The organism is Methylobacterium crusticola, assembly GCF_003574465.1.
GTDB lineage: Bacteria > Pseudomonadota > Alphaproteobacteria > Rhizobiales > Beijerinckiaceae > Methylobacterium > Methylobacterium crusticola.
This window is the reverse complement of record NZ_QOWC01000016.1, coordinates 1-14651: the sequence shown is the minus strand read 5'-3', so window position 1 is coordinate 14651 and position 14651 is coordinate 1. Positions and strand designations below refer to the sequence as shown.

The 14651-nt window shown below is 72.3% G+C and carries 12 protein-coding genes; 8 read left to right on the top strand and 4 right to left on the bottom strand.

Annotated features, from left to right (window positions below):
* The first annotated feature begins 24 nt into the window (after positions 1 to 24).
* From DT057_RS11450 to DT057_RS11430, 5 genes are all read left to right on the top strand, one after another.
* The gene (locus tag DT057_RS11450) at positions 25 to 978 is read left to right on the top strand and encodes an alpha/beta fold hydrolase (protein ID WP_203236248.1); all 954 of its coding nucleotides are present in this window, start codon (positions 25 to 27) and stop codon (positions 976 to 978) included.
* 230 nt (positions 979 to 1208) lie between these two features.
* Entirely contained in the window at positions 1209 to 1880 is a 672-nt protein-coding gene (locus DT057_RS11445) for an amino acid ABC transporter permease (RefSeq protein WP_128562231.1), read from the top strand.
* 13 nt (positions 1881 to 1893) lie between these two features.
* On the top strand, positions 1894 to 2544 hold the full coding sequence (locus DT057_RS11440; RefSeq protein ID WP_128562230.1) for an amino acid ABC transporter permease: 651 nt from the start codon (positions 1894 to 1896) through the stop codon (positions 2542 to 2544).
* Between the two features lie 43 nt (positions 2545 to 2587).
* Positions 2588 to 3415 carry a transporter substrate-binding domain-containing protein gene (locus DT057_RS11435; protein ID WP_128562229.1) on the top strand — a complete coding sequence of 276 codons (828 nt, stop codon included), beginning with the start codon at positions 2588 to 2590 and terminating at the stop codon, positions 3413 to 3415.
* A gap of 54 nt (positions 3416 to 3469) precedes the next feature.
* Positions 3470 to 4273 carry an amino acid ABC transporter ATP-binding protein gene (locus DT057_RS11430; RefSeq protein ID WP_128562228.1) on the top strand — a complete coding sequence of 268 codons (804 nt, stop codon included), beginning with the start codon at positions 3470 to 3472 and terminating at the stop codon, positions 4271 to 4273.
* Positions 4274 to 4310: 37 nt separating this feature from the next.
* Here the strand turns inward: DT057_RS11430 and DT057_RS11425 are convergent, their stop codons facing one another.
* Complete coding sequence (locus tag DT057_RS11425; protein ID WP_128562227.1) at positions 4311 to 4541, bottom strand: hypothetical protein; 231 nt, start codon at positions 4539 to 4541, stop codon at positions 4311 to 4313.
* A 143-nt stretch (positions 4542 to 4684) separates the two neighbouring features.
* Here DT057_RS11425 and guaA point away from each other — a divergent pair, with 143 nt between their 5' ends.
* Positions 4685 to 6241 (top strand): glutamine-hydrolyzing GMP synthase, encoded by a 1557-nt coding sequence (guaA, locus tag DT057_RS11420; RefSeq protein ID WP_128562226.1) that lies wholly within the window; start codon positions 4685 to 4687, stop codon positions 6239 to 6241.
* Positions 6242 to 6678: 437 nt separating this feature from the next.
* Here guaA and DT057_RS11415 read toward each other — a convergent pair whose 3' ends face one another.
* Positions 6679 to 7698 (bottom strand): TRAP transporter substrate-binding protein, encoded by a 1020-nt coding sequence (locus DT057_RS11415; protein WP_128562225.1) that lies wholly within the window; start codon positions 7696 to 7698, stop codon positions 6679 to 6681.
* A gap of 370 nt (positions 7699 to 8068) precedes the next feature.
* Here DT057_RS11415 and DT057_RS11410 point away from each other — a divergent pair, with 370 nt between their 5' ends.
* A complete protein-coding gene (locus DT057_RS11410) occupies positions 8069 to 10432 on the top strand; it encodes a putative bifunctional diguanylate cyclase/phosphodiesterase (RefSeq protein ID WP_238313070.1) in 2364 nt (787 codons plus the stop codon).
* A 60-nt stretch (positions 10433 to 10492) separates the two neighbouring features.
* On the opposite strand, the gene DT057_RS11405 is transcribed toward DT057_RS11410, so the two are convergent.
* Both DT057_RS11405 and DT057_RS11400 read right to left on the bottom strand, forming a co-directional pair.
* The gene (locus tag DT057_RS11405; RefSeq protein ID WP_308220146.1) at positions 10493 to 12190 is read right to left on the bottom strand and encodes an acyl-CoA thioesterase; all 1698 of its coding nucleotides are present in this window, start codon (positions 12188 to 12190) and stop codon (positions 10493 to 10495) included.
* Positions 12191 to 12475: 285 nt separating this feature from the next.
* Positions 12476 to 13030, bottom strand: coding sequence for a PAS domain-containing protein (locus tag DT057_RS11400; protein WP_128562223.1), 555 nt, complete (start codon positions 13028 to 13030; stop codon positions 12476 to 12478).
* A 777-nt stretch (positions 13031 to 13807) separates the two neighbouring features.
* Here DT057_RS11400 and DT057_RS11395 point away from each other — a divergent pair.
* On the top strand, positions 13808 to 14569 hold the full coding sequence (locus DT057_RS11395) for a lysophospholipid acyltransferase family protein (protein ID WP_128562222.1): 762 nt from the start codon (positions 13808 to 13810) through the stop codon (positions 14567 to 14569).
* Positions 14570 to 14651: the final 82 nt, after the last annotated feature.

Genomic DNA, 14651 nt, shown 5'->3' with positions numbered 1-14651 from the left:
GGCCGCCATCCCATCATGGCTCCCGTGAGCACCGCCGGCCCGCCCGATCCGACCCTGAACGCGCCGCTCGCGGCCTTCGCGGGCGCGCCGCCGCCGGCCCCGGCCTGGTTCCGCGAGGTGCTGGCGGCGGCCCCGGAGGCGGGGTCCCTGACGGTGGCGGGGGCGCGAATCGAGACCCTGTCCTGGGGCGAGCGCGGCAGGCCCGGGCTCCTCCTCCTGCACGGCAGCGGGGCGCACGCGGGCTGGTGGCGCTTCATCGCGCCGTTCCTGGCGGACGGGCACCGGGTCGCCGCCCTGTCCTGGTCCGGCATGGGGGGCTCCGACTGGCGGGAGGCCTACGGCCTCGACCTCTTCGCCGACGAGGCGGAGCGGGCCGCCGAGGCGGCCGGCCTGTTCGCGGCCGGGCCCCCGCTGATGGTCGGGCACTCCTTCGGCAGCCTGCCGATGCTGGCGCTCGCGGGCCGCTCCGGCCCGCGCTGGCGGGGCGCGGTCCTGGTCGACCCGCCGATCTTCTCGCCGGAGCGCCGGCACCGCCCGGCGCGGGGCGACGGCGCGGCCCGCACCCACCGAGTCTACCCGACGCTGGCCGAGGCGCTGGCGCGCTTCCGCTTCGCCCCGGTGCAGCCCTGCGACACGCCCTACATCGCCGACCTGATCGCCCGCGAATCCCTGAAGCCGGTGGCGGGCGGGTTCACCTGGCGCTTCGATCCCGCCCTCTGGGGGCGCCTGCGGCTGCCCGATCGGGCGGCGCTGGTGGGCGCGGCGCGCTGCCCGCTCGCGCTCGTGTGCGGCGCCCGCTCCGACCTGATGCGGCCGGCCGACGCCGCCTACGTGACGCGCCTCCTGCCGGCGGGCTCGCCCCGGATCGACGTGCCGGAGGCCTACCACCACGTGATGGTCGACCAGCCGCTGGCCTTCGTGGCGGCCCTGCGCGCCCTGCTGGCGGCCTGGCCCGGGGAGCGGTCCCGGCCGGCCTGACGGGATCGTCCCGACAACTTCGCGGTGGATGGCGGATTGCTCATTCGGCCGGTTTGCGCCAAGCGCTTACGGAAGGGGTTCGCGGATGGCGGACGCGCGAGTGCGCCCCCCGCGCGAGGCCGGCCCGACCGGGCCTGCCGCGCCAGTGCGAGGAGGGCCCGCGTGCCAGGTCACGACGTTTCCCCGGCCGCCCCGGCGCCGGCGCGCGCCCCCGGGGCGGCGCGCGCGCCATGAGCTACGAGTTCGAGTTCGGCGAGGTCTTCGCCTACTGGCCGGAGCTCGTGGCCGGCGCGGCGCACACCCTCGTGCTGTCGACCCTCGCCATGGCGATCGGGATGGTGGTCGCCGTGCTGGGCGCCCTCGCCAAGACCTCCGGGCCGGCCTGGCTCCGGTGGCTCGTCGACGCCTACATCGAACTCATCCGCAACACGCCGTTCCTGATCCAGATCTTCGTGATCTTCTTCGGCCTGCCCTCGATCGGCCTGCGCCTCGAGCCGGACAGCGCCGCGCTCCTCGCCCTCGTGGTCAACGTCGGCGCCTACGGCATCGAGATCATCCGCGCCGGCATCGAGAGCATCGACGGCGGCCAGATCGAGGCCGGCAAGTCCCTCGGCATGAAGCCGCTCCAGATCTTCCGCTACGTCGTGCTGAAGCCGGCCATCCAGGCGATCTACCCGTCGCTGACGAGCCAGTTCATCCTCCTGATGCTGAATTCCAGCGTCTGCTCGGCGATCGCGGCGAGCGAGCTCACGGCGGCGGCGGGCGACATCCAGTCCCGCAACTTCCGCAGCTTCGAGGTCTACCTCGTGGTCACGGGCATCTACTTCATCCTCTCGTGCCTGCTGTGGGGAGCGTTCGCCGGGATCGAGCACGCGTTCCTGCGCAGGCCGAGCCGGCGGTAAGGACAGGGTCGCCATGCGGGTCCTCGGCGAGAGCGACGTCCTCTTCATCCTGGCGGCGGTGCGCTGGACGCTGCTGCTCTCCGTCATCGCGTTCCTGGGCGGGGCGATCGGCGGCCTGTTCGTGGCGCTCGCCCGCACCGGCGAGATCACGCCCCTGCGCTACGTCGCGATGGGCTACATCAAGATCTTCCAGGGCACGCCGCTCCTGATGCAGCTCTTCCTGGCCTTCTTCGTGCCGGGCATCTTCGGGTTCAACGTCGACCCCTGGGGCGCCGCCGCCCTCGGGCTGTCGCTGCACGCCAGCGCGTTCCTGGGGGAGATCTGGCGCGGCAGCATCGAGACCGTGCCGCGCGGGCAGTGGGAGGCGGCGACCTCGCTCGGGTTCCGCTACTGGGCCAAGATGGCGCTGGTGATCGTGCCCCAGGCGGTCCGCATCGCGGTCGCGCCGACGATCGGGTTCCTGGTCCAGCTGATCAAAGGGACATCGCTCGCCTCGATCATCGGCTTCGTCGAGCTCACCCGTGCCGGCCAGATCATCAACAACGCCACCTTCCGGCCGTTCACGATCTTCGGCTTGGTCGCCCTGGTGTACTTCGTGATCTGCTGGCCGCTGTCCGCCTACAGCCGGCGGATCGAGAGAAAGCTCGCGGTGGCCGGCCGCTGAGCCGGGACCGCGTCAGCGCGTTCGCGTCGAGAGGAGACACACGATGACGTCACTGATGAGGCCGTCCCGCCGGCGGCTCGGCCTGATGCTGGCGGCGGGGCTGGCCGCCGCGCTCCTGCCCGGGCTCCCGCGCGACGCGCGCGCCGCCACGCCGGAGGAGATCAAGGCCCGCGGCAAGATCGTGGTCGGGGTGCTCACCGACTACCCGCCCTTCGGCGGCACCGACGCGGCCCAGAAGCCCGCCGGCTACGACGTCGACGTCGCCCGGCTCTTCGCCAAGGCCCTCGGCGTCGAGCTGGAGCTCGTCCCGGTCACGGGTCCCAACCGCATCCCCTACCTCTTGACGAACAAGATCGACCTGCTGATCGCGACATTCGGCATCACGGCCGAGCGCTCGAAGCAGGTGCTGTTCTCCAACCCCTACAGCGCGCTCAGCACCTACGTGCTCGGCCCCAAGGCGCTGGCGGTCTCCAAGCCCGAGGACCTGAAGGGCGTCACGATCGGGGTCGCCCGGGCGAGCACCCAGGACACCGCGGTCTCGGCCGTCGCGCCGCCCGGGACCCGCATCATGCGCTTCGACGACGACGCCACGACCACGCAGGCGATCATCTCCGGCCAGGTCCAGTCCATCGGCGCGAGCAACACCGTGCTGGCCCAGCTCACAAAGGACTACGCGAGCCTGGGCATCGAGCCGAAGTTCAATCTCAAGGAGCAGGCGAACGGCATGGCGTTCCGCAAGGCCGACACGGCCCTGCGCGAGCGCGCCAACGCCTTCATCGCCGAGATCGCCGCCAACGGCGAGCTCTCGGCCATCAACCAGCGCTGGTTCGCCCGGCCCCTCGGCGCGCTGCCGCCGATGCCGCAGTTCTGAAGCCCCCGCCGGGCGGTCGATGCCGCCCGGCCCGAACCGATGCCGGAACCCCCCATGACGACGAGCGACGAGACCGCCCCGATCCCGCACGCGCTGGGCGACGTCGTCATCACGATGCGCCAGGTCAACAAGTGGTACGGCAGCTTCCACGTGCTGCGCGACATCGACCTCTCGGTGCGCCGCGGCGAGCGCATCGTGATCTGCGGGCCCTCGGGCTCTGGCAAGTCCACCCTGATCCGCTGCCTCAACCAGCTCGAGGCGCACCAGTCCGGCGACATCACGGTCGACGGGGTCGCGCTGGTCCCGGGGCTCGCCGGGATCGAGAGCGTGCGCCGCGAGATCGGCATGGTGTTCCAGCGCTTCAACCTGTTCCCGCACCTGACGGCGCTCGAGAACTGCACGCTCGCGCCCATGAAGGTGCGGGGCCTGTCCCGGGCCGAGGCCGAGGCCGCGGCCCGCACCTACCTGGAGCGCGTCCACATCCCCGAGCAGGCGGGCAAGTACCCGGTCCAGCTCTCCGGCGGGCAGCAGCAGCGCGTGGCCATCGCCCGCTCGCTGTGCATGAACCCCAAGATCATGCTGTTCGACGAGCCCACCTCCGCCCTCGACCCCGAGATGGTCAACGAGGTGCTCGACGTGATGATCGAGCTCGCCCTCAGCGGCATGACGATGCTGGTTGTGACGCACGAGATGGGCTTTGCCCGCCGCGTCGCCGACCGGGTGGTGTTCATGGACCAGGGCGAGATCGTCGAGCAGGCGCCGCCCGCGGCCTTCTTCGGAGAGCCCCGGAACGAGCGCACGCAGCGCTTCCTCGGGCAGATCCTGCCGGCCGGACGCAGCGGCGCGACGGCCGGGTGAGGGCCGCCGCGCCGCGGCGCCGGTTCGCTCCGGCGCCTCAGAAGCAGCGGCGGACGCGGCGCACCAGCACGCGGCCCATCGGGCCCCGCGTCCGCGTCACCGCGACCGTGCAGCGCGGCCCGCGGCGCACCACCCGGCGGGTGACGTACTGCGCCGGCGCGACCGCGTCCGCCGGGGCGAGGACCGCCCCGGCGGCGACCGGCAGGGCCGCGGCGGGCGCGGCGGCGAGGGCCGCGAGGGCGGCGATCCCGAGGACGATGGCTCTCATGGCGAGACCTCCTGTCTGATGGGGTTCCAGGGGCGCCCTCCCTCGCGCCGGAGCGATGAACGCCGGGTTAACGCGGGCGCCCGGGTGTGGGCGGCGGCGCCGGCGCGTTGCACCCGGGCGAGGGCTCGTCTAACTCCAGCAGCATGACGACCGACCACGACAAGATCCTCATCGTCGATTTCGGCAGCCAGGTGACCCAGCTCATCGCCCGCCGGGTGCGGGAGGAGGGGGTCTACTCCGAGATCGTGCCCTTCCAGGCGGCGGAGGCGGCCTTCGCGGCCATGAAGCCGCGCGCCGTGATCCTGTCGGGCGGGCCGGAATCCGTCACCGTCGAGACCTCGCCCCGGGCGCCGCAGACGGTGTTCGAGGCCGGCGTCCCGGTGCTCGGGATCTGCTACGGCGAGCAGACCATGGCGGCCCAGCTCGGCGGCGAGGTCGAGGGCGGCCACCACGCCGAGTTCGGCCGCGCCGAGGTCGAGATCATCGCCGATTCGGCGCTGTTCCGGGGCGTCTGGCACGTCGGCGAGAAGTACCCGGTCTGGATGAGCCACGGCGACCGGGTGACCAAGCTCCCGGACGGCTTCTCCACGGTGGCGATCTCGCCGAACGCGCCCTTCGCGGCGGTGGCGGACGAGGCGCGGCGGTTCTACGCCGTGCAGTTCCATCCCGAGGTCGCCCACACCCCCCACGGGGCGCTCATCATCCGCAACTTCGTGCGCGACATCGCCGGGTGCACCGGCGACTGGTCGATGCGGGCGTTCCGCGACGAGGCCGTCGCCCGCATCCGGGCCGAGGTCGGCGGGGCCAAGGTGCTGTGCGGGCTGTCGGGCGGCGTCGACTCGGCGGTGGCCGCGGTGCTGATCCACGAGGCGATCGGCGAGCAGCTCACGTGCGTGTTCGTCGACCACGGCCTGCTGCGCCTGGGCGAGGCCGAGGAGGTGGTGCGGCTGTTTCGCGACCACTACAACATCCCGCTCGTGCACGTGCAGGCGGCCGACCTCTTCCTCGGCGAGCTCGCCGGGGTCACCGACCCGGAGGTCAAGCGCAAGACCATCGGGCGCCTGTTCATCGACGTGTTCGAGGCGCAGGCCAAGACGATCGGCGGGGCGGAGTTCCTGGCCCAGGGGACCCTCTATCCCGACGTCATCGAGAGCGTGTCCTTCACGGGCGGCCCCTCGGTGACGATCAAGAGCCACCACAACGTCGGCGGGCTGCCGGCGCGCATGAACATGCGCCTCGTCGAGCCCCTGCGCGAGCTGTTCAAGGACGAGGTCCGGGTGCTCGGCCGGGAGCTCGGCCTGCCGGAGGCCTTCGTGGGCCGCCACCCCTTCCCGGGCCCGGGCCTCGCCATCCGCTGCCCGGGCGAGATCACGCCGGAGAAGCTCGACGCCCTGCGCAAGGCCGACGCGATCTACCTCGAGGAGATCCGCAAGGCCGGCCTCTACGACACGATCTGGCAGGCCTTCGCGGTGATCCTGCCGGTCAAGACCGTCGGGGTGATGGGCGACGGGCGCACCTACGACCACGTCTGCGCGCTGCGCGCCGTCACCTCCGTCGACGGCATGACGGCGGATTTCTACCCCTTCGACATGACCTTCCTGGGCCGGGTCGCGACCCGGATCATCAACGAGGTCAAGGGCATCAACCGCGTCACCTACGACATCACCTCGAAGCCCCCCGGGACGATCGAGTGGGAGTGAGGCCCCGCGGCCCCGCCCGTCGCTCCGGCGCGCGGCGAGGCGTGCGGCGTGTCCGCGGCGCGGCCTTCCGGACCCGGATCCTCCGCGGCGTCCCGGCCGGGCGCGGGCGGGCCTGAAGCTCCGGCCTCGGGGCCGGATGATCCGTGCCGGCGCACTCGGCGCGCCGCGGTCGCGACGCCTCACCCGGTTCCGCGGCCTCGCCCGCCCGACCAGGGTGCCGGGCATCGACCTCCTCGCCCCGCAACCGCGCCGGAGGGTGTCGAGACGCCCGGGCGACCGGCGCGGGGCTGCACCGAGGCGCAAGGGTCCCCGATCGGCCGGCCGGAGCCGGGCCGGCGCGACGCCGCCTGACGCCGCGGGGGCCCGGGAGCGGAGCCTCCCCCGGGCCCCCGCGGGCGCGCCCGCAGGATCGCGTTCCGGGTCCCGCCTTCGCGCCTTCAGGCGATCGGGCCCGTGTGCTTCTCGAGCAGGGCCCAGGCGTCGTCGCCGAACTTGCCCTTCCACTCCTTGTAGAACCCGGCCGACTGGAGCTTGGCCTGGAACGACTTGGTGTCGACGTCGTGGAAGGTCAGGCCGCGGGCCAGCAGGTCCTTCTCGGTCGAGCCGTTGCGCGCAAGCGTCTCCTTGCGCTGCTCGACCGCCTGGGTGTTGAAGTGCTTGCCGACGACGGTCCTCACGTCCTGGGGCAGCGAGCGCCAGATCTTGCCGTTGGCGAGGAGCCAGAAGCCGTCCCACATGTGGTTGGTCTTCGAGAGGTGCTTCTGCACCTCGTAGAGCTTGGCCGCCTCGATCAGGGCGAGCGGATTCTCCTGCCCCTCGGCGATCCGGGTCTGGAGCGCCGAGTACACCTCCGCGAAGTTGATCGTCATCGGGGCGGCGTCGAAGGCCTTGAACATCGAGGTCCACATCGGGCTCGGCGGCACCCGGATCTTGAAGCCCTTGAAGTCGTCGGGGGCGAGGATCGGCCGCGACGACGAGGTGGTCTGGCGGAAGCCGTTCTCCCAGATCCGGTCGAAGGCGTAGAGGCCCGACTTGTCGATCCGGTCGCGCACGTGGGCGCCGAGATCGCCGTCCATCGCCGGCCAGAGCTTGTCGTAGGAGGTCCAGGCGAAGCCGACGCCGCTGATCGAGGCCGCTGGTACCAGGGTGGCGAGGATCAGGGGCGAGAGGGTGAAGAACTCGAGCGCCCCCGAGCGCAGCTGGCTCAGCATGTCGGTGTCGCCGCCGAGCTGGTTGTTGGGAAACAGCTTGATGTCGACCCGGCCGCCGGTCTCCTCCCGGATGCCGTCCGCGGCCTTCGCCATGTAGATCGTGAGCGGATGGCTGACCGGGGCGTTGTTCGCGGCCTTCAGGTTGAACTCCGCCGCCTGCACCCGGCTGACCCGGAGCACGGCCGGCGCCGCGACGGCGCCCGCGAGGGTGAGATGGAGCGCGCGGCGGCGCGTGATCGTGGTCATGGCGTCCTCCCTGGTAACCGGCTCGGCCTGCAAGGCCCGATCGGCAGCGTTCCCCCCGCGTCTGCCGCACGGGTCGACCCGCGCGGGTCTGCCGCAGGGTCCGAGGGCGCTTAAAGCACGTTTTCTTGCATGCCGACACCGGCAATCCGGCGGCGCGCGCGCGGATTTCCGCACCCGCCGGGGCGGCCGTCCACCCGGGACCCGGCGGGCCGCCCCGGCCCGCCGCGGACGCGCAATCATCGCCGCGCCCCGCATTTTAATCGATGCCTTAAGTGCGGGTTAATGAAAAATATATAGAAAAAGACCGTAGCTCCATAATACCAATGTCCATTAAGCTGCTCTAAATCAGCGAATGGCACGAATCTTTGTCATGGAAAAGTTGATCGCGTTGGCCGAGATGCTCGATGCCTTCCTGAACGGCAGCAACAACAGGTACGGCTCTCTGGACAACAATCTCAAAGGACGCGTGCGGGTCGAGCAAGTCGACGTCGCATTGCGGCTTGTTCCCTTCACGCTGCTCGTCAGTGTCGGCGTCGTCCAGGTGATCTCGTTCCTGTTCTGGACGCCCGGGAACCAGGTCTACATCGCGAGCCTCGAGGCTCTCGCCGTCCTGCTCGCCAGCGTGGCGCTCGCCCGGTGCTTGCGCTGGCGGTCGCGCCCGAAGCCGAGCGAGATCGGGCCGGGCCTGATCCACCAAGTCGTCGCCATGGCGCTCCTGTACGGCACGGTGCTGGCGTCGATCCCCGTGATGCTGTTCGCCCAGGCCGACGCGCATCAGCGTCTCCTCATCGCGGCCTCCTGCGCCGGGCTGATCTCCACCGGGATGAGCGCCGCCGTGATGCCGCGGGTCGCCATGAGCTTCTCGGGGCCGATCATCCTCGGCTCCTTCATCGGGCTCGCGATGACGGGGGAGCCCTTCTACATCTACGTGGCGCTGCTCCTCGCCTTCTACGCCGCGTTCATCGTCTTCACGATCCTGCACCTCAGCCGGCTCGTGACCATGCGCGTCGAGACGCAGGCCGACCTCGAGCGCCAGCAGGAATTCACCAACCTCCTCCTCAACGACTTCGAGGAGAATGCCAGCGACTGGCTCTGGGAGACCAACGCGGACCTGCGGCTCCAGCACGTCTCCGCCCGGCTGGTCCAGGTCGCGGGCTCCTCCGAGCGGCAGCTCCAGGGCCTGCCGCTCGAGCGCCTGTTCCTGCCGCCGGTGGGCGCCGGCCCCGCCCATCCGGGCACGCTCCTCTGGCACCACGTCGTCGAGCGCCAGGCGTTCCGCAACATCCTGCTGCCCGTCGAGATCGCCGGCGAGGCCCGCTGGTGGTCGATCAGCGGCAAGCCGATCTTCGACGCGGCCGGGAGCTTCGCGGGCTACCGGGGGGTCGGCTCCGACGTGACCGAGCGGCGCCACTCCGAGGAGCGCCTGTCCTACCTGGCGATGCACGATTCCCTGACCGAGCTGCCGAACCGGGTCTCTTTCCAGCAGGAGCTCGAGGCGGCGCGCGCGGCCCTGCGCGCCGGCGCGCCGTTCGCGGTGTTCTGCCTCGACCTCGACGAGTTCAAGAGCGTCAACGACAGCTTCGGGCACGCGGCCGGCGACGCGCTGCTCCAGGCGGTCGCCGAGCGGCTGCGGCACTTCGCCGGGCCCGGCACGGCCCTCGCCCGCCTCGCCGGCGACGAGTTCGCGATGCTGGTGCGGGCTCCGGCCCTGCTCGACCGGCCCGCCCTCGAATCCCTCGGCGCCCGGATCGTCGACGCGATCGGGGCGCCGTTCCACCTCGACGGCCTGCGCATGAGCATCGGCGTGAGCATCGGCATCGCCATCGCGCCCCAGGACGGCGACCAGGAGATCGTCCGGCGCGCCGACCTCGCGCTCTACCGCACCAAGAGCGGGGGCCGGCACGGCTACCGGTTCTACGAGGCCGAGATGGACGAGATCATCGAGGCGCGCCGCCTGCTCACGGCCGACCTGCGGGGCGCCCTCGACCGCAACGAGTTCCTGCTGCACTTCCAGCCCCTCGTCGACGCGAAGGATTCGTGCACCCGGGGCTTCGAGGCGCTGCTGCGCTGGAAGCACCCGACCCGGGGCTTCGTCTCGCCGGCGGAGTTCATCCCGCTCGCCGAGGAGACCGGCGTCATCATCCCGCTCGGCGAGTGGATCATCCGGGAGGCCTGCCGGATCGCCGCGACCTGGCCGCCCCGGATCAGCATCGCCGTCAACCTGTCGCCGATCCAGCTGCGCCACTCCGACGTGCCGGCGGTGGTCCGCACGGCGCTCGGCGAGAGCGGCCTCGACGCCGGCCGCCTCGAGATCGAGATCACGGAATCGGTCTTCCTCGAGGCGACCCCGGCCACGCTCGTCGCCCTGACGAAGCTGCGCGAGATGCGCCTGCGCCTGTCGCTCGACGATTTCGGCACCGGCTACTCGTCCCTGAGCTACCTGCGGCGGGCGTCCTTCGACAAGATCAAGATCGACCAGAGCTTCGTGCGCGACCTGCCCTGCGAGACGAGCAACCTCGCGATCATCCGGGCGATCGTCGACATGGCGACGAGCCTCGGCATGACGATCATCGCCGAGGGCGTCGAGACCGAGGCGCAGCGCGTCTGCCTGCTCCAGCAGGGCTGCCACCAGTTCCAGGGCTACCTGTTCAGCAAGCCGCTGCCCGCCGAGGAGGCCGCCGCCCTCATCGCCGCGCCCCCCCGCCGCCTGCTCGGGCGGCCCCACGCCGCCTGAGCGCCGGGCCGCCCCTCGGCGCCCGGGCGCCGGGCCCTCAGGGTCCCGGCTCCCACCCGGTCAGGGCTCGGCCGCCGCGGTCACCCGGGGGGGCGTCCCCGGGGCCGCCACGTCGCCGGCATGGGGCGATTCCCTCGGCCAGTACGGCAGGAAGCCCGCGATGATCGCCCGGGGGATGTCGAGCGGGCGGTACTGCACCGTGTCGACGAACATCAGGGATTGCTCGCCCCGGCCGAGGAGGCCGTGGCTGTCGCTGAAGATCTCGTGGGCCAGGGTGACGAACTTGCGGTTGTGCCGGGCGATCCGGACCCGCACCGTGACGTGCTCGAACTCCTTGATCTCGCGCCGGAAATCGTGGCTGAAGGAGCGGGTCAGCACGTAGTACTCGGTGGTCCGCAGGTCGAAGTCGGGCATGCAGGCGCTGAAGAACAGCTCCCGCGCCTTGCCGACCCAGCGGACGTAGTTGGCGAAGTAGACGTTCCCGACCGAGTTGGTGTCGTCGTAGGTCGGCACCAGGTGCAGGACGAACCAGTGCCCGTCGAAGCCGTGGGACACGATGGCGTTCTGGGTCGCCAGGGCGACCGCCGGGACGAGCGGGGTGACCTCCTCGGGGGCGGCCCCCCGCGCGGGCGGCCCGGGCGGCGCGGGCCGCACGAGCGCTGCGATCATCGGCAGGGCGCCGACGAGGCCGAGCAGGGGCGCGAGCGCCAGGAGGGCGCCGACCGGCGCCACGTAGCCCTGCAGGAACACGAGGCTCGCGGCGAGCCCGATCATCAGGCACAGCACCGGGTCGTAGCGGCGGGGCGCGCCGAAGGTCTCGCAGACGAGGCAGGCCGCGGCGCCGACGAGGAGCGTCGCGTAGGGCAGCATCAGGTACATCAGCGACAGGTTCGCCGCGACGGCCGCGAAGGCGACCGCGACCGCGCCGAGCGCCAGCCAGAGCGGCGACGCGACGAGCCCGGCCGGCACGAAGGCGAGGAGCGGCGAGGCGCTGCGCCGGGTGACCGACGTCATCAGCCAGCGCGTCGCGCAGTAGAAGCCGTCGATGGTCGAGGCGGCGGCCACCAGCGCCCACAGGACGTACGCGAGGGCCGCCGGGCCGAGCCCGTCGCGGGCGAGCGCGAGGGCGACCGCCGGCTGCGCGCCCGGCAGCCCGTCCGCCGACACCACGGTCCCGCCCGTGCCCGCCGCCGCCGCGAGGGCGGCGTTCAGCACGAGGAGGCCGAGGAACAGCGCGGCCCCGATCCCGTAGGCGGCCCGGACCGATCCGCCCTCGCGGTGGATCGCCACCGCGCGCTGCCATTGCTGCACGTCCATCCAGGGGCCGAGCAGGAAGCCCACGAGCGTCGGCAGGGCGAGACCGTAGAAGCGCGCGTCGAAGGCCGCCAGGGGAGGGGCCTCGCCCCCCGGCGCCGGCGGCATCCCGGCGAGCGCCGCGAGCGCCGCCGCGACCCCGACCACGAGGTAGGCGGCGTGGAGCAGACGCAAGGTTCCGATCTCGAGGGAATGCCCGATCGAGCAGGCGACCAGCATCAGCAGGACGACGCCGAGTGCCGCGGTCGAGCCCGTCAAGGGAAGCCACAGGTAGGCGACGATGCCGAACAGCGTGATGGAGACGGCGCCGAGCTGGCACAGCAGGAAGAGACCGGTGTAGGCGGTCTCGACCGCGGCGAAGATCTTGGCGGGGTCGCGGCCCGGTGCGCCCAGGAACCAACCGAACAGACCAAGTCCGACCGCGTTCGGCACCGCAAACGCCAAGAACCCGAGCCATCCGTAGGTTAAGGTGACGTGGATTGCGTAGAAAAATCCCAAACCCCACATCCACGAAAGTGAGATTGTCGGTACCCAAGACAAGGTGCGAAAATTCGGTACGGTCATTTCTTGGACGCGAGTTCTGCTGGCCTGGCAGCACATTAATCTGAATGAATGCGCTCGGGAATACGCTGCGTGAGCAGCCCTGCCCGATCGGCAGGGGCCGGGCCCGGGAACGTCCATCCCGGCCGCGCGCCCGCGCCGGGCCGCCGGCTTGGCCGGCCCGCGCCCTCAATTCGCCTTGCGGCGCGTCTCCGCGCTGGCGCGGCGCGCGAGCCCGCGGCCGATCTCGAGGAGCAGCATGTCGACGAGGCGGCGCAGGAAGGGCTGGTCCGCCACCTCGAGAATCGCCTCCCGGGCCTCCAGGCAGAGGTCGGCCGCCCGCTCGAGCGCGTCGGCCTGCGGGCGCCGCGCGGGCTCGGCCACGCGCACGCGCGGCGCCGACAGGTCGGCGGCGATGCCGCGGCCCCGCAGGGGCCGGCCGTCCGCGCCGCGATGGATCCGGCCCCGGATCAGCAGCGGGCGGAGCGCGCCGTCGGGGCGGCGCACCCGGAATTCCGCCGCGTAGTGGCCGCCCGGCATGCGCTCGGCCTCGTGCATGTGGGCGCGGACGCGCGCGCGGTCCTCCCCATCGAGGCAGCCCAGGAATTCGTCGAGGCCGTATCCGCTCTCCGCCTGCAACGGATCGAGCCCGAACAGTTCGGCCGTGAGCGTGTCCGCGTAGAGCCTGTCGCCCGGAATGTCCCGGTCCCAGGTGCCGGTGGTCTCGGGCGAGCACAGGAGCATCGCATGATCCTGATGGCTGGAGTGGGAGCGCGCGCCGGCGGCAGGGCATCTGGCACGCTCCGGGCGGTTCGGCACTCGGGCCCGCCGCGGCCTCAAAGCGAAACAACGCCGACGGTCACACTCTCTGAGGAATTCTGCACGAAATCAACGCTGTTCGGCCCTCATTCGCTTACAAAACGACTTCCACTTTGCTGACGACGCCAGTCATGCTGCCGCACTATTCCGAGAAAACTCGGATTGCACACCCTCCACGGCAGCGATCGTGCCGGCCGGAGGCGCGACGGGGCGGCGGCGCGCCGCCCCGTCGCGCGGCCCCCGGCGCCTCGGGTCGGCCCCGCGCCGCGATGCCGCACGAAGCCGTCGCGCCGGGCATCGTCGCGCCGGGCACCGGCCCGCCGGGAGGCCGCGTGCCGCCGCCTCGGCCGGATCCCGGCCCCGGATCTGCGCTCGCGGCGCCGGCCGGAGGGTGCGTTCCCGCCCCGTCCGAGCGCGCCGTGACCGGTCGCGACGTTCTGTATCGTCCACATGCGGGTGTGCAACCAGGGAGCGAAATGCCGCGGCGGGGCGGCCCGCCGGGAGACCCGGGCCCCGCCGCGTCCCGCCCGCCGCGCCGGCGCTCCCCGGTATCCACCCCGGGCCGAAATGCTCTAAGGGGGTGGCCCGCGCGCCGCAGCGCCGCCCCCGGCCCGACCGGGCGGACGCTGCGCGCTCACCGTGTCGCCGCGCGGCCGGGGCCGAGCCGCTGGGCTCGGGCCCGGCCGGGCCCGAAGGCTCGCCATGCTGCTCGTCCGCTCGCTCCTGTTCAACGTCCTGTTCTACCTCGCCACCGCCGTGATGATGATCGGCGGCCTGCCGGCCCTGGCCTCGCGCCGCGGCGTGATCCGCCTCGCCCAGGTCTGGGCCCGGGTGATGCTGTGGCTGCTGCGGGTGATCGTCGGCCTGCGCGTCGAGTTCCGGGGCCTCGAGCACCGCCCGCCGGGGGGATTCGTGGTCGCGGCCAAGCACCAATCCGCCCTGGAGACGCTCGCCCTCGTCACCGTGCTCGACGATTTCACCTACATCCTCAAGCGGGAGTTGCAATGGCTGCCGCTGTTCGGCTGGTACCTGTCGCGGGGCGGGATGGTGGCGATCGACCGCTCCAAGGGCTCGCGCGCCCTGGTGCTGATGAACGAGGAGGCCGCCGCCGCCATGGCGGAGGGCCGCCAGCTCATCATCTTTCCGGAGGGCACGCGGCGCCCCCCGGGGGCGCCGCCGGCCTACAAGTACGGCGTCGCCCACCTGTACGACCGCCTCGGGGTGCCGTGCCAGCCGGTAGCCGTGAACACCGGCCTGTTCTGGCGCCGGCGCAGCGTCCTGCGCCGCCCCGGAACCGCCGTCATCGCGTTCCTGCCGCCGATCCCGCCGGGGCTCGCCCGCGACGCCTTCTACCCGCTGCTCCAGGAGCGGATCGAGGCGGCCACGGAGGCGCTGCTGCGCGAGGCCGCCCCGGCCGGTGCCGCCCGTGACGCCGTGGCGACGGGTCCGACGCCCGCCGCGTGAGAGCCTGCGCCGGACGCCCGCGCCCGCCCGCAGCGGCGCGGTCCGCCGGACGGCCCGGCCGCCGCCTCGCCTGGGAGGCCCC